This window comes from Nonomuraea zeae, from assembly GCF_005889725.1.
Taxonomy (GTDB): domain Bacteria; phylum Actinomycetota; class Actinomycetes; order Streptosporangiales; family Streptosporangiaceae; genus Nonomuraea; species Nonomuraea zeae.
The window spans coordinates 46,953-73,398 of sequence record NZ_VCKX01000014.1 but is presented as its reverse complement, the minus strand read 5'-3'; the positions used below and the strand labels follow the sequence as shown (position 1 = coordinate 73,398).

Below are 26,446 nucleotides of genomic sequence, written 5' to 3'. Positions count from 1 at the left end.
CATGCGGGGATGTGACAAAGACAACACCGCATCATGCTCACGAGTCGCACCTGTGAGCATTCTTACGCAGTGTTGATCGTGCAGGTCGCCTACCCTCTAATGCGTGCCGGACGCGAGTATTGGGATCTTCGACAGCGGGGTCGGCGGCTTGACGGTCGCCAGAGCGATCATCGACCAGTTGCCCCACGAATCGATCACGTACGTGGCCGACACGGCCCGTCAGCCGTACGGGCCGAGAAGCCTCGCGGAGGTGCGTGCCTACGCCTTGGAGGTGATGGATCACCTCGTCGAGGCCGACGTCAAGATGCTCGTGATCGCGTGCAACAGCGCCAGTGCCGCCGTGCTGCGCGACGCCCGCGAGCGCTATGACGTACCGGTCGTCGAGGTGATCCAGCCCGCCACCAGGCGCGCGGTGCGAGCCACCCGCACCGGAAGGGTCGGCGTGATCGCCACCAGGGCCACCATCGACTCGATGGCCTATCACGACGCCTTCACCGCGGCACCCGACGTCCAGCTCACCGGCGTGGCCGCCCCACGCCTGGTGGAGTACGTCGAACGAGGAGAGACGACGAGCGAGGAGCTCATCGAGGTCGTACGCGAATACCTGGAGCCCATCAGGGCGGCGGGGTGCGACACCCTCATCCTCGGCTGCACCCACTACCCGCTCCTCACCGGCGCCATCTCCTATGTCGCCGGTGACGGGGTCACGCTGGTCTCCAGCGCCGAAGAGACGGCCAAGGACGTCTATCGGATCCTGCACGACCGCGACCTGGCGGCGGGAGGCGAGGCCACCCCCCGGCACCGCTTCCGCGCCACCGGCGACTCTCTGCTCTTCGCCCGGCTCGGGCGACGTTTTCTGGGCCCGGAGATCGATGTGGTCGAAGTCGCACCAGTGGGGGGTACTACCTTTAACGGGAGGCCCACATGAAGGTGACCATCGTCGGATGCTCGGGCAGCTATCCCGGGCCGGACAGCCCCGCATCCTGCTACCTCCTCGAGTCCGACGGGTTCAGGATGCTGCTCGACCTCGGCAGCGGCTCGCTCGGCGCGCTCCAGCGCCACATCGGGCTCTACGACGTGGACGCGATCTGCCTGACCCATCTGCATGCCGACCACTGTCTCGATCTCTGCGCCTATCACGTGGCCCGGACGTACGGGCCGGCGGCGCCGTACCCCCTGCTGCCCGTCTACGCGCCGGCTGACGCGCCGCGCCGGCTGTGGGCCGCGTACGGCATGCCGGAGGAGCCCGGACTTGAGACGGCCTTCGACTTCATCGGGCTGGCGCCCGGCACGTTCGAGGTCGGCCCCTTCACCGTCACCGCTGGTCAGGTGAACCACCCGGTCGAGGCGTACGGCTTCCGCGTCGCGAACGGCGACAAGTGCGTGGCCTACTCCGGCGACACCGGCGAGTCGAGCGAGCTGGTCAAGCTGGCCGCGGGTGCCGACCTGCTGCTGTGCGAGGCGTCCTTCCTGGACGGCCCCGACCTGCCGCCCGGCCTGCACCTGACCGGCCGCCAGGCCGCCGAGCACGCCGCCAAGGCCGGTGTCGGCCAGCTCGTGCTCACCCACCTCGTCCCGTGGAACGACCAGGCCACCGTGCTCGAACAGGCCGCGGGCGGCGGCTACGACGGCCCGGTCGAGCTGGCCCGCAGCGGCGCCGTCTACGACCTCGCCTGAGCCTGCGTGAAGTCACGCATGCGTGGCAGCGGCGAGAACAGCAGCGGCACGAAGGCCAGCAGCCGGCCCACCATGAACACCCACAGGGCCTCCCGCACGCCGATCTGCTCGGCGACCAGACCGCCGAGCAGCGCGCCCAGCGCCATGGGCCCCCACACGACGAACCGCACCGACGCGTTGACCCGGCCGAGCAGGTGGTCGGGAGTCACCGTCTGCCGGTAGGTGACCTGGCCGACGTTCGACAGGGCCGCACTCCACGACAGCACCATCGAGGTGATCGCGAAGCACACCACCCGCCAGTCGGCCTGCGTCATGGGCAGCAGCAGGCCGACCGGCGAGCCCAGGACGACCGCCAGCCACGTCATCCTGGCATTGCCGTACCTCCTGGACAGCCAGCCGCCGGAGAGACCGCCGATCAGGCCGCCGACCCCGCCCGACATGAGCAGCAGGCCGATGATGCCCGGCGCCAGCCCGACCTCCTCGGCCAGGAACAGCACCGACAGGCCGAGCACCGCGCTGATGCACAGGTTGACGGTCGCCGTCGTCGCCACGAACATGCGCAGCAGCCGGTCGCGCCACATGTACCCGAGCCCTTCGGCGATGCCCCGCACCAGCGGCGTGTGCTCGGTGACCGTCGGCGGCTTGTCCGGCGCCTTGATGGTGCTGAGGAAGAGCACCGAGGCCAGCCCCGCCACCGCGGTGGCGACCAGCGTGCGCGGCGCCCCGAGTAACTGCACCAGCAGCCCGCCCAGGCCGGGCCCGGCCAGGAACGCCCCCGACCGCACCACCTCCAGCTTGGAGTTGCCGTCGCTGAGCTGCTCGGTGCTGACCAGCTCCGGCAGGTACGTCGGATCCGCCACGTCGTTGAAGACCTGCGCCACCCCCACCAGCAGCGCCACCACGAACAACACCCCGATCGACAGCAGCCCTAACTCGCCCGCCAGCGGTAGGCTCCCGATGAGCGCGAACCTGGCCAGATCCGATCCCATCAGCACGCGGCGCTTGCGCATCCGGTCGACCCACACCCCCGCGGGCAGGCCGATCAGCAGGAACGCGGTCGTCTGCAGCGCTGACAACAGCCCGACCTCCGCCGGACCGGCATGCAGAACCAGCACGGCCACCAGCGGGAGTGCCACGCGTGAGATATTCGCCCCGAGTTCGTTCGCGACGTGCGAACTGAGGAACCGGAGGAAGTCAGGGTTTCGCAACACCCCCGTTGTCATTGCGTAAGGATCCATGTCGCGGACACATTTGGTCAAGAGTGTCGCGGCTCGGAGATAGGGTGAACTGCATGTCCCGACAGGATGGCCGCAACCCTGACCAGCTCCGCCCCATTACCATCACGAGGCAATGGCTCACCCACGCCGAGGGCTCGGTGCTGGTCGAATTCGGCGGCACCAGGGTCTTGTGCGCGGCGTCGGTTCAGGACAGTGTGCCCCGCTGGCGCAGGGGCAGCGGGCAGGGCTGGGTTACGGCCGAATACGCCATGTTGCCCAGGGCGACCAATACCCGTAACGATCGCGAATCGGTCCGCGGGAAAATCGGCGGCAGGACCCATGAGATTTCTCGGCTGATCGGACGTTCGCTACGCGCCTGCGTCGATTACAAAGCGTTGGGCGAAAACTCCATTCTGCTCGACTGCGATGTCCTGCAGGCCGACGGCGGCACCAGGACCGCCGCCATTACCGGCGCCTATGTCGCGCTGGCCGACGCCGTCGCCTGGATGCGCGAGCGGCGGATGTGCCCCGGCGACCCGCTGATCGGCTCGGTCGCGGCCGTCTCCGTCGGCGTGGTCGGCTCGGTGCCGCTGCTCGACCTCTGCTACACCGAGGACGTCGCCGCCGAGACCGACATGAACGTCGTGATGACCGGCGAGGGCAGCTTCGTCGAGGTGCAGGGCACCGCCGAGGGCGCCCCCTTCGACCGCGCGGCCCTCAACCAGCTCCTCGACCTGGCCGTCGCCGGCTGTGAGGAGCTCACCCTGATCCAGCAGGAGGCCCTGAGCTCATGAAGATCGTGCTGGCCACGCGCAACCCGGGCAAGATCGCGGAGCTGCGGCGCATCCTGGACGGGTTCGACATCGTCGGGCTGGAGGAGTTCCCCGCCATCGGCGAGATCGCCGAGACCGGGGTCACGTTCGAGGAAAACGCCCTGCTCAAGGCGCATGCCGTGGCGCAGGGCTCCGGGCTGCCCGCGGTCGCCGACGACTCGGGGCTGTGCGTCGACGTGCTCGGCGGCATGCCGGGCGTCTTCTCCGCCCGCTGGGCGGGGCGGCACGGTGACGACCAGGCCAACCTCGACCTGCTGCTCGCGCAGGTCTCCGACGTGCCCGAAGACCGGCTGACCGCCCACTTCACCTGCGTCGCGGCGCTGGCGCTGCCGTCGGGGAAGTCCGTGGCGGTCGAGGGCCTGCTGCCCGGCCGCCTGGTCACCACACCGCGGGGGACCAACGGGTTCGGCTACGACCCGATCCTGGTGCCCGACGGCGACGAGCGCACCACGGCCGAGCTCGCGCCGGAGGAGAAGGACGCCATCAGCCATCGGGGCCGCGCCTTCCGCGCGCTGGCGCCGATCGTCAGAGAGCTGCTCAGCTCGTAACCATCGCGTAAGAACCCCTTGGCCCTGGGCGACGTACCTTCGCATTGTGCAGAGGAATGAGATGGTGCCCGCCTGGGCGGGAGCCCTGGCCGGACTGGTGGCCGGGGGCGTGGCCCTGGGGGTCGCGCAGCTCGTGGCCGGGCTCGTCGGGCCCGAGACGTTTCCCGTCGTGGCCGTGGGCGATGTGACCGTCGATCTGACGCCGGCGCCGGTCAAGGACTTCGCGATCACGACGTTCGGCGAGAACGACAAGACGGTCCTGGTCGGGGGCGTGCTCGTGGTGCTCGCGCTGATCGCCGCCCTCATCGGGGTGCTGGCGCGGCGCAGGCCCGCGTACGGCGTCGCGGGGCTGGCGGCGTTCGGGGTGGTCGGGCTGCTCGCGGTGCTGACCCGGCCGGACGCGGGGATGCTGGACGCGCTGCCGACCGTCGCCGGTGTGGCCGTCGGCGCCTGGGCCCTGCTCTGGCTCCTCCGCCGCGCAACCGTGAGCACGCCGGCCGCCGCCGCCGCGCCCGCCGGCACAGCCGAGCGGCCGTCTCAAGTCGAGCCACCGGCTGAGGCTGAACGGCCGGCCGAGGCTGAGCCACGGGCTGGGGTTGAGCGGCCGGCTGAGGTCGAATGGCCGGCTGTGATGCGGGCGGGGGCGGATCTGCGGGCCTTCGATCGGCGGAGGTTGCTGACCGGGGTCGCCGGTGGCGTGGTGGTCGCGGGGGCGGCCGCCGTGATCGGCCGCCAGCTCGGCGGGCGGCAGGCGGTGGACGCCGCGCGGGTCAGCCTGGCGCTGCCCAAGCCGGCGACGCCCGCCAAGCCCGTCCCGGCGGGCGCGGACCTCCGCATCAACGGCATAACCCCGTTCTTTACGAAAAATCAGGACTTCTACCGGGTTGATACGGCGCTCGTCGTCCCCCAGGTCGATCCGAACGAGTGGAAGCTCCGCATCCACGGCCTGGTCGACCGGCCGGTCGAGCTGACGTACGCCGACCTGCTGAAGATGCCGCTCACCGAGGCGGACATCACGCTGACCTGCGTCTCCAACGAGGTCGGCGGCGAGCTCGCCGGCAACGCCCGCTGGCTGGGCGTCCGCATGTCCGAGGTGCTGCGCCGGGCCGGGCTGCGCTCCGACGCCGACATGCTCCTGTCCACCTCCGCCGACGGCTTCACCTGTGGCACCCCCGTGGACGTGGTGATGGACGGCCGCGAGGCGCTGTACGCGATCGCGATGAACGGCGAGGCGCTCCCCGTGGACCACGGCTTCCCCGTGCGCCAGGTGGTGCCGGGGCTCTACGGGTACGTGTCGGCCACCAAGTGGGTCGTCGACGTGAAGGTGACCAGGTTCGACCGGGACGAGGCGTACTGGACGCCGCGCGGCTGGGCGGCCAAGGGCCCGATCAAGACCCAGTCGCGGATCGACGTGCCCAAGTCGGGCGACTCGCTGAAGGCCGGGCGGGCCACGATCGCCGGGGTGGCGTGGGCGCAGCACACCGGGGTGGACGCGGTGGAGGTGCGGGTCGATCGCGAGCAGTGGCGGCAGGCGAAGCTGGCCGAGGTGCCCGGCCCGGACACCTGGCGGCAGTGGTCGATCGACTGGGACCTCACGCCGGGGGAGCACACGATCCAGGTGCGGGCGACCGATGCCGCCGGGCGTACCCAGGTGGAGCAGGAGGCGCCGCCCGCGCCCGACGGAGCCACCGGCTGGCACACGATCACGGTCAAGGTCGCCTGAGCGTTCGTCGCGGTTCAGGTGATTTGCCCAGGTAGGGCGTGGGGTTCGGACGGCGAATCTTCCTGACTTCGCCTCCCTGTCACGGTGGTCCCTCTACGATCGGTCGTCGAGTACGACAGGAGGCAGCCGTGTCCCGCGAGCGTAAGCCGAGCGTCCGGTGGGTCCTTCCAGACGGGCAGTACAACCCGGTGGTGGGCGAAGGGGTGCGATGGCTCGACTACGAGTCGGCCGCCGACCCTGACGCCGATCCCGGCACGCACACCGACTCCAAGCTCGGCCCCGACACCGGCTCCAGCGCCGATTCCGGCTCCAAGCCGGGCACCGCCGCCGCCCGTCCACCCTTCGGCGCCGACGGCGGTGCAGGCAGTGGCTCTGGTGGGGGCCCCGGTGCCGTTCCGCTGAAGGCCCAGGAGAGCTGGGCCACCTTAGAGGGCGGGCACGCGCCTGACGGCTTCTGGCTGGGCGATCTCGGTGGCGAGTTCGGCGAGTTCGGGGAGTTCGCGCAGCCTGGCGAGCTCGGGAGGTCCGTCGAGCCGGTCGGGTCGGTCGGGTCCGTCGAGCCGGTCGGGCCGGTCGGGCCGGGCGGGTCTGCCGGGTCTGCCGGGTCGGTCGGCCTGGTCGAGACCGTTGACCCCCTAGGGTCCAGGGACTCCGGGAAGGCCCGTGCGGCCCGGGAACCGGGCGAGACCGCCCTGGCGGACGACTGGTTCGATCTGCCGGAGCGGCCGCCGAGGCTGGCGGACTGCCGCCCGTACGGCGTGCGTGGCGGGCTGGCCCAGCCGGACCCGCAGGTGGAGCGGGACCTGGCCGAGGCGCTGTCGCCGGGCGTCCGCTTCCCCGACCCGCGCGGCACCTGGATCCGGCTGGTCAACGGCGGCGGGCCCGCCGACGACCCGTTCAGGGCCTCCAACGCCGCCGACTGCGCGCTGGCCGTGCTGTCCACCTGGCACGGCGAGCCGGCCACCGCCGCACCGAGGCTGCCCGAGTACGACAGGATCGGCCGTCCGGCGCTGACCGGCGAGCGGGGCAGCGTGCACCGGATCGAGCAGTGGGTCGGGCAGCGCCTGCAGTACCTGGGCCAGGGCCGGCACGCCTACCCGATCATCGCGCGCCGGCTGCTCGATGCCGGGCACGGGGCGAGCGCCGTCATCGTGGTGCGCTGGCCGGGCGGTGGCTCCCACGCCTGGAACGCCGTCAACTCCGGCGGCGAGGTGATCTGGATCGACGCCCAGCGGGGCCACATGTCGGTCGAGCCGCCGTACACGACGGTGACCGGGGTGTTCTGCGTGATACTCGACCGGCGGGGACGGCCGCGATGAATCTGGACCAGGCCAGGGCGCTGGCCGAGGAGTACTTCAACGGGGTGCGCCCGCCGGGCGAGGCGCTGCCGGTGGGGGTGCACGGGTTCGCGGACGGATATGTCGCCTGGGTGCGGGAGCTCGACCCCGACGATCCGGCCAGGCTGCCGGAGACCGTCGGGGGCGCGTGCATCGTGATCGACCGGGCCACGGGTGAGGTGGTGGCCCGGCCGCTGCTCGACCCCGAGACGGTCGCCGACCTCTGGCCCGGCCGCACGCCCCGCTGAGACCGGCCGAGGGCCGTCCACGGTGGTGCGGGTCCGGGGGATCAGCGGCCGCGTCCGAGGTGGCTGTGCGGGCCGGGAGAAGGCCGGGCGCCGCCCCCATGAGACGCCCGACCCTCCGCGTACGGGCTGCGGCGGGCGAATACGCACCGGGGCAGCCCGTATGCCCTCTATCCGGATATTTCGGTTTTATTCGCCTAAGAGAACTTCGTCCGGGTCAGTTCGTCGCCAGGGAGCCCACGATCGACGCCCGCGCGGCACGGCGGGCAGGCAGGACGGCGGCCAGCACCCCGGCCAGCCCCGACAGCGCCACGAACAGCACGATCTGCACCACGGGCACCGAGAACACGGCATCGCTCAGCATCGCCGTCATGGCGGCCCATCCGAAGAAGCCCCCGAGCGCGACTCCGACCAGCGCCCCGATGACCCCGAGCACCAGTGCCTCGATCGAGAGCATGCTCCGGAGCTGCGCCCTGGTCAGCCCCAGCGCCCGCAGCAGCGCCGACTCCCTCGTACGCTCGTGCACCGACAGCGAGAGCGTGTTCGCGATGCCCAGCAGCGAGATCAGGATCGCCAGCCCGAGCAGCCCAGTGATGATCATGAGCATCATGTCGAGCGTCTCGTCGAACTGCCCGCGTACCTCCGTCGAGCTCGTCACCTGCACGACGGGATAGGCCGCGGTGGCGGCGTCCACCACCGCGCGGGCCCGTTCCGGCGGCACGCCGTCCTTGATGCCGATCAGCACGCGGGAGTCGGGCACCGCGCCGAAGTAGGCGTCGAACGGCGCTTCCGCGACCGTGACCGGCGGCAGCTGCGACTGGACCCCGTCGAGCAGCGCGACCACCCGCAGCGTGACCTCGCCCGCCTTCGTCGTCGTGAGCGACACCGAGTCGCCGACCCGCACGCCGAGCCGCCTGGCGGCGGGCTCGTCGAGCGCCACCTGACCCGCCCCGAAGCCCGTCATGGAGCCGGCCGTCACGTACGGCTCGATCGGCCCGCTGTACGTGCCCACGTCGAAGCGGCTGCGCTCACCCCCGCCCGCCATGCCCGCCACGCCCGCCCTGGCCTCGCGGATCAGCGCCACCGAAGCCAGCTCCGGCCTGGTACGCAGCTCCTGGGCCACCGACCTCGGGATGACGGAGTCGCGGGCCTGGCTGGCCAGCAGATAGTCGATGGGGAACTGCTCGTCGAGCTTGGCGGTCATCGTCAGCCTGGTGGAGGCGGTGACCACCGAGATCAGCGTCATGAGCGTCACGCCGATCGTCAGCGCGACCGTCGTGGTCGCGGCCCGTCTGGGGTTGCGCGCCGAGTTGTCCACCGCGAGCCGGCCGGGCACCCCGAAGACCTTGCGCGGGATCCAGCCCGCCACCGCGCTCAGCGGCCTGATCAGCGTAGGGCCGATGATCAGCACGCCCAGGAAGGTCAGCGCGCCCCCGGCCATCACGACGAAGAGCGCGATCTCCTGACCGGGCTCGAACGCCAGCATGCCCACGGCGGTCGTGCCGAGCCCGGCCACCAGGAAGAGCGCGGCGAAGACCCCGCGCAGCACCCCGGCGCTGAACGTCTGCTCCTCCACCTGGCTGCGCAGCGCCGCGATGGGCGGGACCCGGGTCGCCGACCTGGCGGGCAGCAGGGCCGCGCCCAGCGTGACCAGCAGGCCCACGGCCAGGCCGATCGCGATCGTGGCCGGCGTCAGCGCGACGTCCGCGTCAGTGGGCAGCGGGGCGTCGAACGCGCCGAGCACCGTCAGCGTGAGTGCGGCCAGGCCGTACCCGATGGCCAGGCCGAGCACGGAGGCGAGCGCCCCGACCGCGACTGACTCCAGCACGATCGAGCCGAACACCTGCCCGCGCGTCGCTCCGATGCAGCGCAGCAGCGCCATCTCCCGCGTGCGCTGCGCGACGAGGATGTTGAAGGTGTTGTAGATGACGAGCGCGGCCACCATCATCGCGACGATCCCGAACATCAGCAGGCCCAGCGTGAACGACTGCATCTCCACCCCGGCCGCCCCGGCCAGGTCGGCGGCCAGCTCGGCGCCGGTCTTGACCACGTACCCGTCGCCGACGGCCGCCTTGACGGCCTGCTCCAGCCCGGGGGCGGTCCCGGCGACGTCGATCTCGCGGTAGCCCTTCGCGCCGGTCATCCGCTGAGCGGTGGCCGTGGTGAAGCCGAGCGCGCCGGTGTAGGCGAGCTCCTGGTCCACGCCGGGGTCGAGCAGGCCGACCAGCTTGAACCGGTGCGGGGCCTGGCGGCTGTCGAGCACGGTGATCGTGTCGCCCACCTGGAAGCCCTGGGCCTTGGCGGTGTTCTCGTCCAGCACGGCGGCCTGGTCGTCGGTGCCGGGGCCGGTGCCCGAGACGATGGCGGTGCGGTCGAGCGGGCCGCGCACGACCGACAGGGCGGTGGTGGGGGCGTTCCCGGCGGTCTTGCCGTTCTTGCCCAGCAGCGGCGCGCTGTCGCGGATCAGGCCCTGGGCCTCGCTGACGCCGTTCAGCGCGCGTACGCGGTCGAGGACCCGCTCGGGCAGCACGCCGTCCGGTCCCTTGGCGAGCACGACGACGTCCACCTTGCCCGCGTCGGCCGTGACCCGCTGGGAGAAGCCCGCCTGGATGGTGTCGTTCAGGACGAACGTGCCCGCGATGAAGCCCACGCCCAGCATGATCGCCAAGGAGGTGAGCAGCAGCCGCAGCTTGTGCGCGCGCAGCCCGGCCAGTGCCGTCTTCAGCACCTCACGCCTCCAGCTTCACGAGCGTGTCCAGCACGGACTGCGGCGTCGGCGCGGCGATCTCGGTGACCAGCGCGCCGTCGCGCAGGAACACCACCCGGTCGGCGTACGCCGCGGCCACCGGGTCGTGCGTGACCATGACGATGGTCTGGCCGAGCTCGCGCACCGACGTACGCAGGAAGGACAGGACCTCGGCGCCGCTGCGGGAGTCGAGGTTCCCGGTGGGCTCGTCGGCGAAGATCACCTGAGGCTTGCTGATCAGGGCCCTGGCCACGGCCACGCGCTGCTGCTGGCCGCCCGACAGCTCGCTCGGCCGGTGCGCGAGCCGGTCCCTCAGCCCGACGGTCTCGATCACCCGGTCGAACAGCGGCTGGTCCGCCTGACGGGCGGCGATCTCCAGCGGGAGCCGGATGTTCTGCTCGGCGGTCAGCGTGGGCAGCAGGTTGAACGCCTGGAAGACGAACCCGATCCGCTCCCGGCGCAGCAGGGTGAGCTGCCGGTCGCTCAGGCCGGTCAGCTCCACGTCACCGATGTGCACGGTGCCCGACGTGGCGGTGTCCAGCCCGGCCAGGCAGTGCATCAGGGTGGACTTGCCGGAGCCCGACGGGCCCATGATGGCGGTGAACGCGCCGGTCGCGAAGGACACGTCCACGCCGCGCAGGGCGTGCACCCGGGCGTCGCCGTCGCCGTACACCTTGGTCAGGTCCTTGGCCACGACGGCGGGCGGGGCTTGGCGCCGGGTTTCGGTGAGCGTCACGGTCACTCCTTGTCGTGATTTATCAACGCGAACCACGCTAGGAGTGGAAATTTCGGGATCTATGGGTCCTGAGGAGGGACTTCGCGTAGGACCGTGGACGACCCCGGTCAGACTTTCGGCTGATGAGGCCGGCCACCGGACGGGCTCCCGGGTGCCTGTCCGATCGGCCGATGCGACGGCACGACGATGCCGGCCTCGTACGCGTACACCACCACCTGGGCACGGTCGCGCAGCCCCAGCTTGGCCAGCACCCGGCCCAGATGCGTCTTCACGGTCGCCTCGGCGACCTCCAGCCGGGCGGCGACCTCCGTGTTGGACAGCCCGCGCGCCACCATGAGCAGCACCTCGCGCTCGCGCGGCGTCAGGTCGGTCGCCGCGGAGAGCTCCTCGGCGGGCAGTTGCGCGGCGAAGCGGTCCAGCATCCGGCGCAGCGTGCCCGGCGACACCACGGCGTCGCCCGCGTGCACCAGCCTGATGGCGTCGACCAGGTCGGCGGGCGGCACGTCCTTCAGCAGGAACCCGGCCGCGCCCGCCTTGATCGCCGAGAAGGCGTACTCGTCCAGGTCGAACGTGGTCAGGATCAGCACTTTCGGCCCCCTGATCCGCCTGGTGGCCTCGACGCCGTCCATGTTCGGCATGCGGACGTCCATGAGCACGACGTCCACCTCGATGCCGGCGAGCAGCTCCAGCGCCGCGGCGCCGTCCCCGGCCTCCGCCACCACCTCGATGTCCGGCTGCGCTCCGAGCACCATCCTGAACCCGGCGCGCAGCAGCTGCTGATCGTCGACGAGCATGACACGTATCACCCGGCCGCCTTCCTCTACGCCGCTCTGACCACGGGCAACGTGGCCAGCACCTCGAAGCCGCCGCCCTGCCGGGGACCCGCCGACATGGCGCCGCCGTACATGCCGACCCGCTCGCGCATCCCGATCAGGCCGTGGCCGTCGGCGCTCGCCGGCGCCGCCGCGCCCCGGCCGTCGTCGGTCACCCGGACGACCAGCTCGGAGCCGTAGTCGATCTCCACGATCGCGCGGACGCCCGGGCCGCCGTGCTTGAGCGCGTTGGTGAGGGCCTCCTGGACGATGCGGTAGACGGTGAGCTGCTGGCCCTCGGGCAGCTCGCCGGGCACGCCGCCGATCCGCAGCAGGGCGGGCACGGCCGAGCCGTTCACGAGCTCTTCGAGCTGTCCGAGGCCGGGCTGCGGGGTGTAGTCGGTGGCCCCGCTCTCGTTCTCGCGCAGGACGCCGACCAGCCTGCGCATCTCCGCGAGGGCGGCGCGGCCGGTCTTGGAGATGTTCCTGACGGCCAGGCGGGCCTGCTCGGGATCGCTGTCCATGGCGAAGCCCGCGCCGTCGGCCTGCACCACCATGACGCTGACGTTGTGCGCCACGACGTCGTGCAGCTCCCTGGCGATCCTGGCCCGCTCGGCGGCGGCGGCCATCCTGGCCTGCTGGTCCCGCTCGCGTTCCGCCCGTTCGGCGCGCTCCTCCAGGCCCTCCAGGTAGCGCCTGCGCGTGTTGGCGTACAGGCCGGTCAGCCAGACCGTGACCACGAAGATCGAGCCGCTGAAGAACATGCCGGGCGTGACCGTGTTCCACTGGACCAGCGCCAGGAACGTCCCCAGCTCCGCCACCAGCCCCGCCGCCAGCGCCCAGCGGATCGAGCACCGGTAGGCCACCGTCCAGAGCGCGATCAGGACGGCGAGGTTCGCGGGCATCGGGGCGAAGTCCGCGAGCCACTGCCCGAAGCTGATCAGCGAGATGACGGCGAACGCGACGAGCGGCCGGTCGCGCCAGGTCAGCGGCACCAGCAGGGTCGCCGACAGAGCCAGGTAGCCGCCCAGGCTGAGGAAGGCATCGCTGCCGGGCGGGCCGAGGCTCGAGTAGGGGACCGCGATGATCAAGCACAACACGGCGAGCGGCGCGACGCGGAAGGCGCCTGCCAGCTTCTCATGGCGTCTCGACCACGCCCGTACCTTGCCGAACACATCATCACGATATGTAGGCCCAGAGCGGCATTGGTCCGCCTGGAGGGTGAAGTGTGACTACGACCCAGGTCTTACATGGTTCAGGTCTTACGCCAGGCTTACGGTGGGTTCGGCATCCTATCTATCGGGAGCGCCCCTAGCGGGTGAGTAAAGGGAGATCGTGATGGCGGATCATGATCGCGACGCCGGGTCGCGCGGTGAAGAGGAAGCACCGCGCGACCCGACCCCGTCGGAGACCACAACCCGGCACCCGGCCCAGGATCCCGCCGGGGATCGGCCGGACGACGAGCGGGAGCGCCTGCTCGTCGGGCTGAGGTACGGGCAGGCCGCAGGAAGCGAGCCACCCGGAGCCACACGCACGGCCCCCGGCTCCCACCAGGACTACCTGTCGAACGCGCACACCATGCCCGGACTGCCGGCTTATGGGGCGCCGCCGCGCTCGGACTCCTTCAGGGACTTCGTCCGGCAGAAGCCGGCCCAGATCATCGGCGCGGGGCTGCTCGGCCTCGTGCTCGGGGCCCTGATCGGCGGCACCACGGTGGCGGTCGTCAGCAACCTCGGGGACCGGGACGACGTGCGCCCGGCGTACTGGGAGGAGTATCCGGGCTTCGGGCATCGCCGGGAGGGCGTCTACCCCTATCCGCAGCCGCAGCGTATCGAGCCGAGCTGCCGGCCTGGGCCGGACGGGGTCTACTGCGTCGCTCCGCCGTACGTGGTGCCGAAACCGGTCCCGACCATGTCGGTCGCGCCACCTCCCACCCCGACCTTCACTGCCGCGCCGACCCGCACGGGTTAGGTTTGCCGCCGAGGCATTATTGAGCCTGGCTGACGCGATAAATCAGTTCATTTCGCGAAACGTCGGGTTATCGAAAAGCGGTAGGTTCGGTTTCCGGAAAAGTGTCGGTGGCCATCCCTAGTCTGCGTGCATGTCGAACAGCGATCCCGCGCCAGAAGAGCTGGCCCGATGCGTCAGCCAGGCTCGGTCGGTGACGGAGGTCCTGTCCCTGCTGGGCCTGGGGAGCTCCGGCGGCCGGCGGGCAAGCCTGCAGCGGAGGATAGCCGCGCTCGGCATCGACACCAGTCATTTCCGGCGCACACCGCGGAGTAAATATACGATCGAGCGCCTGTCCGCGGCGGTTGCGGTGTCGACGAGCGTCAACGAAGTTCTCGACCGCCTGGAGATTCCGCGCAGCGGCGGCGCTCATTCGCATATCAGCCGCCGCATCAAAGCTTTCGGCATCGACATATCGCACTTCTCCCACCTTCCCGGCCGCCGACCGGCCGCGCCTCTCGAGTTCGATCGAGAGGCTCTCGAAGCGGCCGTGCAGGGCGCGAGGAGCATGCGTGAAATCCTGCGGCGTCTGGGAGCGGCCGAGTCCGGGAGAGCTCGGGAGGAGGTCCGCCGCCAGCTCCGCTCGTTCGGTCTCGACGAGCCCAGCGGCTTCCGGCGGGTCCGGCTCGGCGCGGAAGAGGTCGAAGCCGCGGCCCGGGAGTCACGCTCGGTGGCGTCCATGATGCGCCGGCTCGACCTGCCGGTCGGAGAGACGAGCCGGCGGCGGCTGCTGCGGTGCATCGCTCGGTACGCCATCGACACGTCCCACTTCGACCGGGAGCTCACCAGCTCGGTGATGGGCATACCGCGCCGGGATCCTGCGGCCGTTCTCGTGCGACGCCCGGACGGCACGGGTCGCACGCCAGGCAGGGTGCTGCGCCGGGCCCTGAGCGAGATCGGGGTGCCCGCAGACTGTGCGAAGTGCGGTGTCGGCGACAGCTGGCAGGGGGAGCCGCTGACGCTGGAGGTCGATCATCTCAACGGAGACCCGCTCGACAATCGCCGGGAAAACCTGAGGTTGCTGTGCCCCAACTGTCATTCGCAGACGGCGACATTCGCCGGCCGCAACAGGGGCAGGTCGGGCGCGTAGGTGTGCGGGCGGGGGGACTCGAACCCCCACAGTGTTTCCACCAACAGGACCTAAACCTGCCGCGTATGCCATTTCGCCACGCCCGCGCAACCCCCGCCTGAGCGGGCCTGAGTCATTCTAGCGCTCCGAGCAGGGGGAGGAGAGGCGTCTGCGGCGATGGGGCGGCCGGCTTCGCCGGGCCGGCGCGGACCCCCGCGCAGGGGGCCCGCGTGGTGGGTCAGGAGAGGCCGAGTTTCTTCTTGAGCGAGGCCACGTGGCCGGTCGCCTTCACGTTGTAGAGGGCCTGCTCCACCTTGCCGTCGCCGTCGATGACGAACGTCGAGCGGATCACGCCCACCATCAGCTTCCCGTACAGCTTCTTGGGGCCGTATGCCCCGTACGCCTGGTGCACGGCCAGCTCCGGGTCCGACAGCAGGGGGAAGGTCAGGGCGTCGCGTTCGACGAATTTGGCGAGCTTTTCCGGCTTGTCCTTCGACACGCCGAGCACGACGAAGCCTTCGCCGGTGAGCTGGCCGAGGTTGTCGCGGAAGTCGCAGGCCTGCTTGGTGCAGCCGGGTGTCATCGCGGCAGGGTAGAAATAGAGGATCACTCGCTTGCCGCGGTAGGTCTCCAGGGAGACGGTGCTGCCGTCGGCGGCGGGTAGCGTGAACTCGGGCGCGGCGTCGCCGGGCGCGAGCTTGGTTTCGGTCAATGGCCCTCCTGAGTTCTTCCCGCCAACCTACCGGCCTGGCCGCCGTGCCGTACGGCGCCCTGACCTGACAGACTGATCACGACCAGAACGGACGGAGCTCGCACGGCACGCGGAGCGGGCGCGACCACGCGTACGGTCGAGAGGAGAGCCATGGCTGACACCGATCCCGACGAGCTCGAGCGGCGGATCGCGCGTACGCGCGCGGAATTGGCGCAGACGGTCGACGCCATTGCCGACCGGGTGAGCCCCAAGCGGGTCGCCGAGCGTACGGTGGCCGACGTCAAGAGCAGAGCCGGGCACTTCGTGGCTTCGGTGGGGGACGCGCTGGGCGTGACGCCGCGGCCGGTCGAGTACGGGGATGATCCGGACCGGGTGTGGGAGGACGAGCGGCCCGACCTGGCGCCGGTGCTGATCGGGATCGGGGCGGTGCTGGTCGTGGGGGCCGCGATCGTGCTCTGGCGGCGACGCAGGCGCCGCTGACATCCGCCCGGCGGGCGGTCGTCAGCGTCGCCCGGCTGGCGACTCGGCCAGAGGTCAGACGCCGGAGACCACAGGCTGCAGGCCGGAGGTCAGACGCCGGAGGCCGGAAGCCGCAGGCCAGGCGCCGGAGGTCAGAGGAAGGTGCGGCCCTCGCCACGGTAGGTGGGGGCCGACTCCACCACGGTGTCGCCGTCGATGAGGTGCAGCGTGTCGAAGCGTTCGCACATCTCGCCCGCCTTGGCGTGCCTGAACCACACCCGGTCGCCGATGCGCAGGTCCTGGGCCGCCTGGCCGAGCAGCGGGGTCTGCACCTCGCCCGCGCCCTCGTCCGGGGTGTAGCGCAGGCCGGCGGGCAGGTACGGCTGGGGCAGGCGGCTCGGTCCCGGAGCCCCCGAGGCGAGGTAGCCGCCCCCGAGCACGGTCACCGCGTCCGGGCCCGGGCGGCGCACCACCGGCAGCGCGAACAGGGCCGCCGGGCGCCCCTCGAAGTGGCGGTAGAAGTCGAACAACCTCGGATGGAAGAACCCGGACCCGGCCGCCACCTCCGTGATCGCCTTCTCGCGCACGGTGCGCTCGACGGAGCCGGTGCCGCCGCCGTTGACGAACTCGAGGTCGGTGACGCGGCGGACGGCGTTCACGATGCGCCCGCGCCGGATGGTGAGCTCCTTGGCTGATTGCGCTTGCATGACCCTGATGGCGCGGGTGTAGGCGGCGTTCGAGGGCGGGGCGTCGCCGACGCCGGCGATCTGGGCCTCGTACGCCATCAGCCCGGCCAGGCGGAAGCCGGGGCGCTTGACGATGGCGGCGGCCAGGTCGGCGGCGTCCTCGGGCTCGCGGATGGGGGAGCGGAGGGCGCCCGCGCGGAATCTCCCGCCCAGGGCGATATATCCGGCGTCGAGGTCGATGGAGACCCGGATCTCCGCGCGCGGGTGCGCCCGGGACGCGGCGGCTTCGATGAAGTCCAGGTGGGCGGGGGAGTCGATGGTCAGCGTGATGTGCTCGGCGGCCCGCGTGTCCCCGGCCAGCTCGGCGAGTGCGGCCCGGTCGGCCGTGGGGTAGGCCACGAGGATGTCCGTGAAGCCGTGCGAGACGAGCCACAGGGCCTCGGGCAGCGTGAAGGCCATGATGCCCTGGAAGCCGTCCATGGCCAGGATCCGTTCGAGCACCGGGCGGCTGCGTACCGACTTGCTGGCCACCCGGATCGGCTTGCCCGCCGCGCGCCGGACGAGGTCCGCCGCGTTGGACCGCAGGGCCGCCAGGTCGAGGATGGCGAACGGGGGTTCGAGCGCCGCTGTGGCGCTGTCGTAGCGCTGGCGGTCATCCATACCGGCAGCGTAACGGCATATGGGGCAAATGAATATGAGAGGTGTTCATATTAATCGGCGGCCCCGTAATGTTCGGGCAAATGGGCGGCGAGGGCGCGGTTCAGGCGATGCGGGATCCATGTACGTCTGTTGTTGTGATGACCACGCTTCAGCAGATACTGCCCGGTGCCGGCGTCACCACGCAGCACACCGGGCTGCGCAGGGCGAGCAGGGCCCTCAGGCCGGCCCGTGCCGTCCCGGGCGCCGCCGTGGCGCTCGCGCTGGCCGCGGGACTGGGTGCGACCGCCGCCGAGGTGGTGTCGGGGCTGCTCGGGCAGCCGCTCGGCTGGGTCCCCGTGAACGAGATCGTCGAGGCCGCGGGCAAGACCACATGGCCGGAGCTGTCCGAGGCCGCCCTGTACGTGGCGGGCGCGGGCGGGCTGATGCTGGCGCTGGCGGTGGTGCCGGGCCGCTCCAGGCTGGTGCCGGTGGAGACGTCCGACCCGCTGATCGTCATCGGCATCACCCGCTCCGGGCTCCGCCGCACGCTGCGCGCGGCCGCCCAGCAGGTGGCGGGGGTGGAGAAGGCTTCGGTACGGCTGCGCAGGCGTACCATCGAGGTCACCGTCGTGACGGGGGCGGAGAGCTCGGGCACGATGCTCAGGCAGGTGGGCAGCGCGGTGGGGGACCGGCTGGCGGGCGTGGGCACGCTCGGCACCGGCGAGGTCGTGGTCCGGCTGCGCAGGAAGGCGGTCTGATGGCGAGCGGGAACGGGCGCTCGATCCGGCAATACGCGGGCAATCGCGTCGGGCTGGCCGTCGTGGGAGGCACGCTGGCGGCGCTGGGCACGTACGTGTATCTGCGCGGCCAGGACCGCTTCTTCGACCTGCCGCCCAACTCCAGGGTCCTGCCCGCGCAGGCCTACCGGGTGCTCGCCGAGGAGCCCTGGCCGCTGTGGATGCTGGCGCTCGGCTTGCTGCTGCTGGCTCTGGTCGCGCTGCGCTGGCTGCTGCTCTGCCTGGGCTGGGGCCGTCGCGGCGCCCACAACGGGACGGGCACCGCGATGCTGTGCGTCGGGCTCAAGAACGTGGAGGGGCTGGGCCGGGCGGCGGTGCGGGTCGGCGAGGACGGCCTGCGCATCGGCCTGACCTGCCCGTCGGCCGCCGACGTGGGGGCCGTGGTGGGCAAGCTGGACCAGGACATCGTGGGCAAGATCCGCCGCGAGGTCCGCGACGACGAGGCGGCCACGCTCGTCCGCCTGCACGTCCGCCGCTGAGCGGCCCGGCCCTCCGGCCGGGCCGCGCGGGTCAGCACTCGATGACGTTGACGGCCAGGCCGCCCCGCGAGGTCTCCTTGTACTTGTCGAGCATGTCCCGGCCGGTGTCGCGCATCGTCTTGATGGCCTTGTCCAGCGCCACGTAGTGCTTCCCGTCGCCGCGCAGGGCGATCCGGGCCGCCGTGATGGCCTTGTTCGAGGCCACCGCGTTGCGCTCGATGCACGGGATCTGGACCAGGCCGCCGATCGGGTCGCAGGTCAGCCCCAGGTTGTGCTCGATGCCGATCTCCGCGGCGTTCTCGACCTGCTCGGGGGTGCCGCCGAGGACCTCGGTGAGCGCTGCCGAGGCCATCGAGCAGGCCGAGCCCACCTCGCCCTGGCAGCCCACCTCGGCGCCCGAGATCGAGGCGTTCTCCTTGAACAGCACGCCGATCGCGGCGGCGGTGAGCAGGAAGCGGACCACGCCCTCGTCGTCCGCGTGCGGGACGAAGCGGGTGTAGTACGTGAGCACGGCCGGGATGATGCCGGCGGCCCCGTTGGTGGGGGCGGTGACGATGCGGCCGCCCGCCGCGTTCTCCTCGTTGACCGCCAGCGCGAAGAGCGCCACCCAGTCCATGGCCTGCAGCGGGTCCTTCTCGGCCGATTCCGACTGCAGGCGGCGGTGCAGCTGGTTGGCGCGGCGCTTGACCTTGAGGCCGCCGGGCAGGACGCCCTCGGTGGCGATGCCGCGACGCACGCAGTCCGACATGACCTGCCAGAGCCGCAGGATGCCGGCGCGGATCTCCGCTTCGGTGCGGCCGAAGGCCTTCTCGTTCTCCATCATGAGGGCGGAGATCGACAGGCCGGTGTTCGAGCAGTGCTTGAGCAGCTCCTCGCCGGTGGTGAAGGGATAGGGCTGCACGGTGTCGTCCGGCTTGATGCGGTCGGCCCCCGTGGCCTTCTCGTCCACGACGAAGCCGCCGCCGACCGAGAAGTAGACCTTCTCCTTGAGCTTGCCGCCGTCGGCGTCCCAGGCGGTGAAGCGCATGCCGTTCGGGTGCTCGGGGAGCGAGATCTTGCGTTCGAAGACGAGGTCGAGACCGATGACGAAGGGGATCTCGTGCGTGCCGTACAGCTTGACCGTGCCGGACTCGCGCATGGCGGCGATGCGTCCGTCAATGGTGTCCACGTCGACCTCTTCGGGCTTTTCGCCGGACAGGCCGAGCAGGACCGCCTTGTCGCTGCCATGGCCCTTGCCGGTCAGGCCGAGTGAGCCGTACAGGATGGCCTCGACCCGGGCGACTCGATCCAGCAGCCCGTCCTGGTGCAGCCCGCGCGCGAACTTGTGCGCTGCCGCCATCGGGCCTCCCGTGTGGGAGCTCGATGGGCCGATGCCGATCTTGAAGAGGTCGAAGACGCTGATCGCCATTGATGTGCGCCCTTCATGAAGGGCCGGGGCCCGTGCCGGGCCCCGGCTTCCTGGTGGTTCGGGTCAGGACTCGCCGGAGGTGAGTGCCGTGTACTCCTCGGGTGACAGCAGGTTCTCCGGGTCGCCCTCGATGCGCACCCGGAACATCCAGCCCTCGCCGTACGGGTCGCTGTTGGCCAGGCTGGGGTCGTCCACGATGGCCTGGTTGACCTCGACGACCTCGCCCCCGACCGGCGCGTAGATCTCGTTCACCGACTTGGTCGACTCCACCTCGCCGACGGAGTCGCCCGCCTCGACGGCCGCGCCGACCTCGGGGAGCTGCACGAAGACGACGTCACCAAGGGAGTCGGCGGCGAAGGCGGTGATGCCCACGGTCACGGTGAGGCCGTCGTCGAGTCCGGCGACCCACTCGTGCTCCTTGGTGTAGCTCAGGTCGTCAGGGATGTTGCTCACTTGTTCCTCCTGTAAAAGGGCAGCTCAACCAGGTCCATAGGTTCATGGCTGCCCCGAATGTCCACGGCCAGGCCTGCTTCGGCGCCAGTGTCCACATAGGCCATCGCGATGGGCCTGCCCAGGCTCTGGGAGGGCGCACCGCTGGTGACCTCGCCGACGACGGCGCCGTCTTTGGTGACCGGGTAGCCATGGCGTGGCACCCGGCGACCCTGCGCGACCAGGCCGACGAGCCGGCGCCGTGGCGGATCGTCCTTGACCGCCTCGAGTGCCGACCTGCCGACGAAGTCGCCGGGCTTGTCGAATTTCACCACCCTGCCCAGCCCCGCGTCGAACGGGGTCAGGTCGGCGCCGAGCTCGTTGCCGTACAGGGGCATGCCCGCCTCCAGCCGGAGGGTGTCGCGGCTGGACAGGCCCGCGGGCTTGAGTCCGTACGGCTCGCCGGCCGTGGTGAGCGCGGTCCAGAGCGGCACCGCGTCCTCGTTGGCCACGAAGAGCTCGAACCCGTCCTCGCCGGTGTAGCCGGTGCGCGCGATGAGCGCGGGCCGCCCGTTCACCACGCCGGGCAGGCCCGCGTAGTACTTGAGGCCGGCGAGGTCGGCGTCGGTGAGCGTGGCGAGGATCTCCTGGGAGCGCGGGCCCTGCACGGCGATCAGTGCGTACTGGTCCGAGCGATCCTCAACCACCACGTCGTACGCCTTGGCACGATTTTTCAGCTCGTGCCCGACTTTTTCGTAGTTTGAGGCGTTCGCCACGACCATGAACTCCTCGTCACCGAGCCGGTAGACGATGAGGTCGTCGAGCACCCCGCCCTGCTCATTGACGATCATGGTGTACCTGGCCCGTCCGGGCGCCAGCGCCGACAGGTGGCCGACCAGGGCGTAGTCCAGGGCCTCGCCGGCCTGGGGGCCGGTCAGGAAGATCTCGCCCATGTGCGAGAGGTCGAACAGCCCGGCCGCCTCGCGAACGGCCTTGTGCTCCGCGGACTCGCTCCCGTACCGGAGCGGCATGAGCCACCCCGCGAAGTCGGTGAGCGTTGCGCCGAGGCTCTGGTGAACGTCACGTAGCGGTGTAGGTCGGGACATTTGTCGCACCTCAGGACAGGATCGGATGCCAGCATCCTCCCCCTCTGTCACGGATGCCTGAGAGCTTCGCCCGAGCTTTGCCGGACTTTCACCTTCGGCGAGGCCCCGCAGGCCTGCTTTCCAGAGGTCACCTCGTCCGTGCGGTCCTTTGCCTTGAGAGGTTCGCGGGGAGGGCTTGCTCCTTCAGGGACACCTGACCGGCTGTCAGGGTGCTCTCCCGCACGGTTTCGCCGGTGATGTCCGTAAGCCTAGTGCCGTCATGGGGTCGTTGTCGCGTGTTGATCTGTCGCATGCGTCCGGAACCGGCCGCGCCCGCTACACGGCCGGCCTGACGGTGCTCGAAGGCGGCGGCCACGGACCCCAGCTCCGCACGACGGTCGCCGAGTCGCTCCCGCCGCAGTGCGCCGGCCCCGACGTGGCCGGCGGGGGAGTTTGCGGGCGGCTGGATCGACCGGGTCGGGCCCGAGCCGGTCTCCTCCTCGCTCAACGTCACGCGGAACCGGGTGGAGGCACAGGTCTGGCTGGCCTCGGCGGAGCTGCGGAGCCGGCTGGCGGAGAAGTACGGCCAGGACGTTCTCGCGCTGGAGGACACCTTCAAGCCGGTCAGGTGAGAGGAAGGCCGCGCGCGGGCCGGTCATGGCAGGTCAGCCCGCGCGCGGCAGCTCGTGGGGGCCGGGCCCGCGCCCGGAGTGCGGGCACGTTCCACGGCTCCCGGAGGTGAGGGGTTGGGCGGCCACCCCGGCGTGGCCGCCCAGGTCCTGCGATCAGACCCGCTGCCAGAGCGCGGGCGTGTTGGGCGGCTCCCAGCCGGGCAGGCTGGTGTGCGCCTGCCGGCAGCGGTAGCTGACGCCCTGATAGGTGACCGTCTGTCCGACGGCGTAGGCGGTGTACGTCTGCCACGTGGTGTCCTGGCCGCCGCCCACCGTCAGGCTGAACGAGGCCGAGTGGTCGGCAGCGGTGCCGTCACCGTTCAGGCTGATCGTGTACGTGCTCGGCGGGACGCCGCTCGTGGTCGCGATCGTCACCGCGGACGTCTGGCCGGCCGTGATCGTCTGCGGGCTGAACCCGACGGTCACGCCCGCGGGCACGTTGCCCGCCGACAGCGTGACGCTCTGCGCCTGGCCGGAGGTCACCTGCGTGCTGATCGTCGCGGTGGCGGACTCTCCCGCCTGCACGGAGGCCGAGGACGGGCTCACGCTGAAGGAGTAGTCGTCCTGGGAGGTCTGCCCGATCTGCAGGTTGTAGGTGGCCTGCCGGTCCACGTCGGCGCCGTCGGCGGTGATCGTGACGGCGTGGTTGCCCTGAGGGCTGCCCGGCGACGTGGTGAGCGTCAGCGTGGCGGTCTGGCCGGCGCTGATCGTGGCCGGGTTGACCGTGGCCGTCACCCCGGCGGGCAGCGTTCCGGTCCGCAGGGTGATCGACTGCGCCGAGCCGCCGGTCACCGTGGTCCTGACCGTGGTCGTGACGCTCTGCCCCGGCGTGACGCTGCCGGAGGCGGGCTCCAGCCCCATCGAGAAGTCGTTGCCGCCCTGCTGGCAGGTCGGCTCGCCGGTCTGGGCGCGGACGCTCACGCCGTCCCAGGCGCTCTTGACCACGTTGAACTCGGCGCAGCTGCCCGGGTACAGCGTCTTGGCGGCCTGGAGGGTGGCCACCCTCGCCTTGGCGTGCGTCCACGGCTGGGTCTTGGTGTTCAGCGCGGACATGAAGACCTCGCCGGCCTTGCGGATGCCGATGCCGGTGATCGCCGCGCCGTTGTCGCAGCGGCCGCTGGCGGGCTTGCCCGGCGGGTTGGTGCCCTCGGCGACGAGGTAGAACCAGTGGTTCTGGGGCCCGGCCGCGGCGTGCACCTCCGTGCTCGGGATGGAGGCGCTGTAGCAGTTGGGATGCCCCAGCGCCGCCGGGTTGTACATGTTCCTGATCGGGCCGGAGCCCGAGAGGTTGACCTCCTCGCCCACCAGGTAGTCCGGCGGGTCGTTGGGGTTGTTCGCGAACGCTTCGGTGAGCGCGCCGAAGACGTCGCCGGTGGACTCGTTCATGCCGCCGGTCTCGTTGCCGCTGCCCGCGCCGCCGCTGGTGAACTGGAAGATCCCGTGGCCGAACTCGTGCCCGACCACGTCCATGGAGGTGAGCTGCTGGCTGTTGGCGGAGTTGTGGCCGAACGAGCCGTAGGAGCCGTTCCAGTACGCGTTGACCGCGTTCAGCCCGACGCGGGACGGGTATCCGCCGCCCTGGCCGTTGATGCCGTTCCTGCCCAGCCAGTCCCGCAGCATGTCCCACTCGCGCTGCGCGGCGTACAAGGCGTCCACGCAGGCGGTCTCCAGGTTCGTGCCCGAGCCGTTGCCCCAGGTGTCGGTGGTCTTCGTGTACGGCGTGCCGTTCTGGCCGCCGCACGCGACGCCGCTCCTGCGCGGGTCGCGCATCGTGTACGAGGGCGTGGTGTCGATGGTCACGGTGCCGTTGTAGTAACCGTTGCCGGTGCCGTCGCGCACGTCGTCCCATTCGTCGATCACCTTGCCGGTGACCGCGTCCACGAAGACGTGCAGCCGGGTCTCGTGCCCCTTCTCGGTGGCGCCCGCGACCGCCACCTCCCAGGCCAGGCGGGGCCTGGCGGCGGCGGCGTGGACGGAGAGCACGGGGGTGGCGACCGTCTCGGGCCTGGCCACCCTGGCTCTGGCCGTCAGCGCGGCCGCGGGGGCGCCGACCTTCGGCTCGGTGCGCACCGCGATCTCGGCGCGCTGCCCGGTGGTCAGCGTGTTGACCACCGCGCCCGACTCGTCGGTGGCGGCGATCACGTCGCCGCCGTAGACGGGCAGGCCCGCGTACGAACGGGCGTAGGTGAGGTACTGCAGGCCGCGGACGCCGGCCACGGTCGACGTCAGCGTGAACGCGTCCTTGCCGGAGGCCAGCAGCGCCGGCGGGTCCGCCAGGATCGCGTTCCGCGTGGTGGAGATCGCGTTCCTGCGCTCGTCGGGACTGGGCGGTCCGGCCGCCTGCGAGGCTTGGGTGCTCGCGGCCGCCGCCAGCGAGCTGGTGGTCAGGGCTAACGCGAGCATTGCGGCAGCCCCCAACCTGAGTTTGGGGTTCACTCTCTGGCTCCTCAGGGGGGTGTGGAGTGGAAGAGCCCCGGCCGGCTGGGGATGCCCTCAGGTTGACACCGGTGCGGCAGAGTGCGGTACCCAACAACTTCCCATAACGTCGCGCTATGGCCCCGTTTTCCTGGGGTTTTGCGGGTTTTCTGGCCCAGATATTCGTAAAGAAGCTTTCCAGTAACGGCTCAGCAGGCCGCGACGAGTGCCTCGAAGAGCGCGCAGTCCGCGGCGGCCTCCGGATGCCACTGCACGGCCAGCGTGAAGCTGCGCGCGTCCATCTCCACCGCCTCGATCGTCCCGTCCTGCGCGGTGGCGGCGACCGTGAGGCCGGGGGCGAGGCGGTCGATGGCCTGGTGGTGGTAGTGCGGGACGGTGACGGGGCCCGTCCCCAGGGCCTTGGCCAGCTTCGTGCCGGGCACGGGGGTGATGGGTAGCGCCCCGAACGTGCCCGGCGCGGGGGAGTGCTCCGGGTGGCCGACCACGTCGGGCAGGTGCTGGTGCAGGCTGCCGCCCAGAGCGACGTTGAGCACCTGGAGTCCGCGGCAGATGCCGAGGAAGGGCAGGTTCGCGTCGAGCGCCGCGGCCAGCACGGCGAACTCCGCCTCGTCACGAAATTTCCGGACGTAGCTGGTGCGGTCGTGCGGCAGCTCCGCGTACCGCGCCGGGTCGACGTCGCCGCCGCCGGCCAGGATGAGGCCGTCGAGGCGGTGCACGAGCGGCGCGGGATCGCCGGCCGGGGGCAGCATGACGGGCTGGCCGCCGGCGCGTACGACCTGCTCCACGTACATGTACGGCAGGAGCGCCACGGTCATGTCCCACACCGTGAACCGCGCGGGCTCGACGTAGGACGTGATGCCGATGACGGGACGCCGGGGATGCTGGGGACGCGGCACGAAGAGGGCCTTCCTAGAGCGGTGTGACGTAGGCGCCCGAGATGCCGCCGTCCACCAGGAACTCGCTGCCCGTGATGAACGACGCGTCGTCGCTGGCCAGGAACGCCACCGCCGCCGCGATCTCCGACGCCTCGGCGAAGCGGCCCACGGGGATGTGCACCAGCCGGCGCTGGGCGCGTTCCGGATCCTTGGCGAACAGCTCCTGGAGGAGGGGCGTGTTGACCGGGCCCGGGCACAGCGCGTTCACCCTGATGCCCTCCCTGGCGAACTGGACGCCCAGCTCGCGTGACATCGCCAGCACCCCGCCCTTGGAGGCGGTGTAGGAGATCTGCGAGGTCGCCGAGCCCATCACCGCCACGAACGAGGCGGTGTTGATGATCGAGCCCTTGCCCTGGCGGCGCATGTACGGGATGGCGTGCTTGCAGCACAGGTAGACGCTGGTCAGGTTGACCTCCTGGACGCGGCGCCAGGCGTCGATGCCGGTCTCCAGGATCGAGTCGTCCTCGGGCGGCGAGATGCCGGCGTTGTTGAAGGCGATGTCGACGCTGCCGTAGGTGTCGAAGGCCGTCCCGAACATCCTGATGACGTCGTCCTCGTCGGTAACGTCCGCCTTGACGAAGATGCCGGCGACCTCGGCCGCGGCCTTGACGCCCGCCTCCTCGTCGATGTCCACGCAGACCACCTTGGCGCCCTCGTCGGCGAACCTGCGCACCGTGGCCAGCCCGATGCCGCTGCCCGCGCCGGTGACGACCGCCACCCGATCCTGCAACCGCTGCACATTCACTCCCTGCTCATGGGT

General features: G+C 71.1%; 25 protein-coding genes, 1 tRNA gene and 2 riboswitches. Of the genes, 12 read left to right on the top strand and 14 right to left on the bottom strand.

Annotated elements, in window-relative coordinates:
* Positions 1 to 103: 103 nt before the first annotated feature.
* Both murI and ETD85_RS07085 read left to right on the top strand, forming a co-directional pair.
* Positions 104 to 928: a glutamate racemase gene (gene murI, locus ETD85_RS07090; RefSeq protein WP_138688790.1), complete on the top strand. Its 825-nt coding sequence runs from the start codon at positions 104 to 106 to the stop codon at positions 926 to 928.
* On the top strand, positions 925 to 1,677 hold the full coding sequence (locus ETD85_RS07085; protein ID WP_138688789.1) for an MBL fold metallo-hydrolase: 753 nt from the start codon (positions 925 to 927) through the stop codon (positions 1,675 to 1,677). Before murI ends, ETD85_RS07085 begins: the two co-directional genes overlap by 4 nt.
* On the opposite strand, the gene ETD85_RS07080 is transcribed toward ETD85_RS07085, so the two are convergent.
* Positions 1,662 to 2,900: an MFS transporter gene (locus ETD85_RS07080; RefSeq protein ID WP_240779006.1), complete on the bottom strand. Its 1,239-nt coding sequence runs from the start codon at positions 2,898 to 2,900 to the stop codon at positions 1,662 to 1,664. The genes ETD85_RS07085 and ETD85_RS07080 overlap by 16 nt on opposite strands.
* A gap of 68 nt (positions 2,901 to 2,968) precedes the next feature.
* Here ETD85_RS07080 and rph point away from each other — a divergent pair, with 68 nt between their 5' ends.
* The 5 genes from rph to ETD85_RS07055 all read left to right on the top strand — a co-directional run bounded on the left by rph (position 2,969) and on the right by ETD85_RS07055 (position 7,583).
* A complete protein-coding gene (rph, locus tag ETD85_RS07075; RefSeq protein ID WP_138688787.1) occupies positions 2,969 to 3,688 on the top strand; it encodes a ribonuclease PH in 720 nt (239 codons plus the stop codon).
* Positions 3,685 to 4,275, top strand: a complete 591-nt coding sequence (rdgB, locus tag ETD85_RS07070; protein WP_138688786.1) for an RdgB/HAM1 family non-canonical purine NTP pyrophosphatase — start codon at positions 3,685 to 3,687, stop codon at positions 4,273 to 4,275. The genes rph and rdgB overlap by 4 nt, the downstream gene beginning before the upstream one ends.
* A 46-nt stretch (positions 4,276 to 4,321) precedes the next feature.
* The gene (locus ETD85_RS07065; protein WP_379507331.1) at positions 4,322 to 5,998 is read left to right on the top strand and encodes a molybdopterin-dependent oxidoreductase; all 1,677 of its coding nucleotides are present in this window, start codon (positions 4,322 to 4,324) and stop codon (positions 5,996 to 5,998) included.
* A 128-nt stretch (positions 5,999 to 6,126) separates the two neighbouring features.
* Positions 6,127 to 7,317, top strand: coding sequence for a toxin glutamine deamidase domain-containing protein (locus ETD85_RS65545; protein WP_240779005.1), 1,191 nt, complete (start codon positions 6,127 to 6,129; stop codon positions 7,315 to 7,317).
* The gene (locus ETD85_RS07055; RefSeq protein WP_138688785.1) at positions 7,314 to 7,583 is read left to right on the top strand and encodes a hypothetical protein; all 270 of its coding nucleotides are present in this window, start codon (positions 7,314 to 7,316) and stop codon (positions 7,581 to 7,583) included. The genes ETD85_RS65545 and ETD85_RS07055 overlap by 4 nt, the downstream gene beginning before the upstream one ends.
* A gap of 214 nt (positions 7,584 to 7,797) precedes the next feature.
* On the opposite strand, the gene ETD85_RS07050 is transcribed toward ETD85_RS07055, so the two are convergent.
* The 4 genes from ETD85_RS07050 to ETD85_RS07035 all read right to left on the bottom strand — a co-directional run bounded on the left by ETD85_RS07050 (position 7,798) and on the right by ETD85_RS07035 (position 13,049).
* On the bottom strand, positions 7,798 to 10,308 hold the full coding sequence (locus ETD85_RS07050) for an ABC transporter permease (RefSeq protein ID WP_138688784.1): 2,511 nt from the start codon (positions 10,306 to 10,308) through the stop codon (positions 7,798 to 7,800).
* A 1-nt stretch (position 10,309) separates the two neighbouring features.
* Complete coding sequence (locus ETD85_RS07045; protein WP_240779004.1) at positions 10,310 to 11,062, bottom strand: ABC transporter ATP-binding protein; 753 nt, start codon at positions 11,060 to 11,062, stop codon at positions 10,310 to 10,312.
* A gap of 107 nt (positions 11,063 to 11,169) precedes the next feature.
* Positions 11,170 to 11,868, bottom strand: a complete 699-nt coding sequence (locus ETD85_RS07040; protein ID WP_240779003.1) for a response regulator — start codon at positions 11,866 to 11,868, stop codon at positions 11,170 to 11,172.
* A 14-nt stretch (positions 11,869 to 11,882) separates the two neighbouring features.
* A complete protein-coding gene (locus tag ETD85_RS07035; protein WP_138688781.1) occupies positions 11,883 to 13,049 on the bottom strand; it encodes a sensor histidine kinase in 1,167 nt (388 codons plus the stop codon).
* 163 nt (positions 13,050 to 13,212) lie between these two features.
* Here ETD85_RS07035 and ETD85_RS07030 point away from each other — a divergent pair, with 163 nt between their 5' ends.
* Positions 13,213 to 13,845: a hypothetical protein gene (locus tag ETD85_RS07030; protein ID WP_138688780.1), complete on the top strand. Its 633-nt coding sequence runs from the start codon at positions 13,213 to 13,215 to the stop codon at positions 13,843 to 13,845.
* Positions 13,846 to 13,975: 130 nt separating this feature from the next.
* Entirely contained in the window at positions 13,976 to 14,971 is a 996-nt protein-coding gene (locus tag ETD85_RS07025) for an HNH endonuclease signature motif containing protein (protein ID WP_138688779.1), read from the top strand.
* A gap of 3 nt (positions 14,972 to 14,974) precedes the next feature.
* Here ETD85_RS07025 and ETD85_RS07020 read toward each other — a convergent pair.
* Both ETD85_RS07020 and bcp read right to left on the bottom strand, forming a co-directional pair.
* Positions 14,975 to 15,057: transfer RNA gene (locus tag ETD85_RS07020), tRNA-Leu, on the bottom strand.
* Between the two features lie 131 nt (positions 15,058 to 15,188).
* The gene (gene bcp, locus ETD85_RS07015) at positions 15,189 to 15,662 is read right to left on the bottom strand and encodes a thioredoxin-dependent thiol peroxidase (RefSeq protein WP_138688778.1); all 474 of its coding nucleotides are present in this window, start codon (positions 15,660 to 15,662) and stop codon (positions 15,189 to 15,191) included.
* A gap of 150 nt (positions 15,663 to 15,812) precedes the next feature.
* Between bcp and ETD85_RS07010 the strand changes: the two genes are divergently transcribed.
* On the top strand, positions 15,813 to 16,142 hold the full coding sequence (locus ETD85_RS07010) for a DUF3618 domain-containing protein (protein WP_138688777.1): 330 nt from the start codon (positions 15,813 to 15,815) through the stop codon (positions 16,140 to 16,142).
* A gap of 131 nt (positions 16,143 to 16,273) precedes the next feature.
* Here ETD85_RS07010 and ETD85_RS07005 read toward each other — a convergent pair whose 3' ends face one another.
* Positions 16,274 to 17,467, bottom strand: coding sequence for an amino acid deaminase/aldolase (locus ETD85_RS07005; RefSeq protein ID WP_138688776.1), 1,194 nt, complete (start codon positions 17,465 to 17,467; stop codon positions 16,274 to 16,276).
* Between the two features lie 137 nt (positions 17,468 to 17,604).
* Here ETD85_RS07005 and ETD85_RS07000 point away from each other — a divergent pair, with 137 nt between their 5' ends.
* Positions 17,605 to 18,204, top strand: coding sequence for a DUF6286 domain-containing protein (locus ETD85_RS07000; RefSeq protein ID WP_138688775.1), 600 nt, complete (start codon positions 17,605 to 17,607; stop codon positions 18,202 to 18,204).
* The gene (locus ETD85_RS06995) at positions 18,204 to 18,722 is read left to right on the top strand and encodes a hypothetical protein (RefSeq protein WP_138688774.1); all 519 of its coding nucleotides are present in this window, start codon (positions 18,204 to 18,206) and stop codon (positions 18,720 to 18,722) included. The genes ETD85_RS07000 and ETD85_RS06995 overlap by 1 nt, the downstream gene beginning before the upstream one ends.
* A 31-nt stretch (positions 18,723 to 18,753) precedes the next feature.
* Here the strand turns inward: ETD85_RS06995 and ETD85_RS06990 are convergent, their stop codons facing one another.
* The 6 genes from ETD85_RS06990 to ETD85_RS06960 all read right to left on the bottom strand — a co-directional run bounded on the left by ETD85_RS06990 (position 18,754) and on the right by ETD85_RS06960 (position 26,425).
* The gene (locus tag ETD85_RS06990) at positions 18,754 to 20,130 is read right to left on the bottom strand and encodes an L-serine ammonia-lyase (RefSeq protein ID WP_138688773.1); all 1,377 of its coding nucleotides are present in this window, start codon (positions 20,128 to 20,130) and stop codon (positions 18,754 to 18,756) included.
* A gap of 63 nt (positions 20,131 to 20,193) precedes the next feature.
* Entirely contained in the window at positions 20,194 to 20,583 is a 390-nt protein-coding gene (gene gcvH / locus ETD85_RS06985) for a glycine cleavage system protein GcvH (protein WP_138688772.1), read from the bottom strand.
* Positions 20,580 to 21,665 carry a glycine cleavage system aminomethyltransferase GcvT gene (gene gcvT / locus ETD85_RS06980; RefSeq protein WP_138688771.1) on the bottom strand — a complete coding sequence of 362 codons (1,086 nt, stop codon included), beginning with the start codon at positions 21,663 to 21,665 and terminating at the stop codon, positions 20,580 to 20,582. The genes gcvH and gcvT overlap by 4 nt, the downstream gene beginning before the upstream one ends.
* A gap of 34 nt (positions 21,666 to 21,699) precedes the next feature.
* A riboswitch (glycine riboswitch) is annotated at positions 21,700 to 21,796 on the bottom strand.
* Positions 21,797 to 21,895: riboswitch (glycine riboswitch) on the bottom strand.
* A gap of 534 nt (positions 21,896 to 22,429) precedes the next feature.
* Positions 22,430 to 24,718 carry a M4 family metallopeptidase gene (locus tag ETD85_RS06970; RefSeq protein ID WP_138688769.1) on the bottom strand — a complete coding sequence of 763 codons (2,289 nt, stop codon included), beginning with the start codon at positions 24,716 to 24,718 and terminating at the stop codon, positions 22,430 to 22,432.
* 221 nt (positions 24,719 to 24,939) lie between these two features.
* Positions 24,940 to 25,647 (bottom strand): gamma-glutamyl-gamma-aminobutyrate hydrolase family protein, encoded by a 708-nt coding sequence (locus ETD85_RS06965; RefSeq protein ID WP_138688768.1) that lies wholly within the window; start codon positions 25,645 to 25,647, stop codon positions 24,940 to 24,942.
* 13 nt (positions 25,648 to 25,660) lie between these two features.
* Positions 25,661 to 26,425 carry a 3-oxoacyl-ACP reductase gene (locus ETD85_RS06960; protein WP_206058144.1) on the bottom strand — a complete coding sequence of 255 codons (765 nt, stop codon included), beginning with the start codon at positions 26,423 to 26,425 and terminating at the stop codon, positions 25,661 to 25,663.
* Between the last annotated feature and the right edge of the window lie 21 nt (positions 26,426 to 26,446).

What these genes read in the sequence shown, in the direction of transcription:
- ETD85_RS07055 (WP_138688785.1), top strand. Translation starts at nt 7,314, where the DNA reads ATGAATCTGGACCAGGCCAGGGCGCTGGCCGAGGAGTACTTCAACGGG.
- ETD85_RS07000 (WP_138688775.1), top strand. Translation starts at nt 17,605, where the DNA reads ATGACCACGCTTCAGCAGATACTGCCCGGTGCCGGCGTCACCACGCAG.
- ETD85_RS07085 (WP_138688789.1), top strand. Translation starts at nt 925, where the DNA reads ATGAAGGTGACCATCGTCGGATGCTCGGGCAGCTATCCCGGGCCGGAC.
- gcvT (WP_138688771.1), bottom strand. Translation starts at nt 21,665, where the DNA reads ATGTCCCGACCTACACCGCTACGTGACGTTCACCAGAGCCTCGGCGCA.
- ETD85_RS06970 (WP_138688769.1), bottom strand. Translation starts at nt 24,718, where the DNA reads ATGCTCGCGTTAGCCCTGACCACCAGCTCGCTGGCGGCGGCCGCGAGC.
- rph (WP_138688787.1), top strand. Translation starts at nt 2,969, where the DNA reads ATGTCCCGACAGGATGGCCGCAACCCTGACCAGCTCCGCCCCATTACC.
- rdgB (WP_138688786.1), top strand. Translation starts at nt 3,685, where the DNA reads ATGAAGATCGTGCTGGCCACGCGCAACCCGGGCAAGATCGCGGAGCTG.
- ETD85_RS07025 (WP_138688779.1), top strand. Translation starts at nt 13,976, where the DNA reads ATGTCGAACAGCGATCCCGCGCCAGAAGAGCTGGCCCGATGCGTCAGC.
- ETD85_RS07010 (WP_138688777.1), top strand. Translation starts at nt 15,813, where the DNA reads ATGGCTGACACCGATCCCGACGAGCTCGAGCGGCGGATCGCGCGTACG.
- ETD85_RS07005 (WP_138688776.1), bottom strand. Translation starts at nt 17,467, where the DNA reads ATGGATGACCGCCAGCGCTACGACAGCGCCACAGCGGCGCTCGAACCC.
- ETD85_RS06995 (WP_138688774.1), top strand. Translation starts at nt 18,204, where the DNA reads ATGGCGAGCGGGAACGGGCGCTCGATCCGGCAATACGCGGGCAATCGC.
- ETD85_RS07080 (WP_240779006.1), bottom strand. Translation starts at nt 2,900, where the DNA reads ATGACAACGGGGGTGTTGCGAAACCCTGACTTCCTCCGGTTCCTCAGT.
- ETD85_RS06990 (WP_138688773.1), bottom strand. Translation starts at nt 20,130, where the DNA reads ATGGCGATCAGCGTCTTCGACCTCTTCAAGATCGGCATCGGCCCATCG.
- ETD85_RS07030 (WP_138688780.1), top strand. Translation starts at nt 13,213, where the DNA reads ATGGCGGATCATGATCGCGACGCCGGGTCGCGCGGTGAAGAGGAAGCA.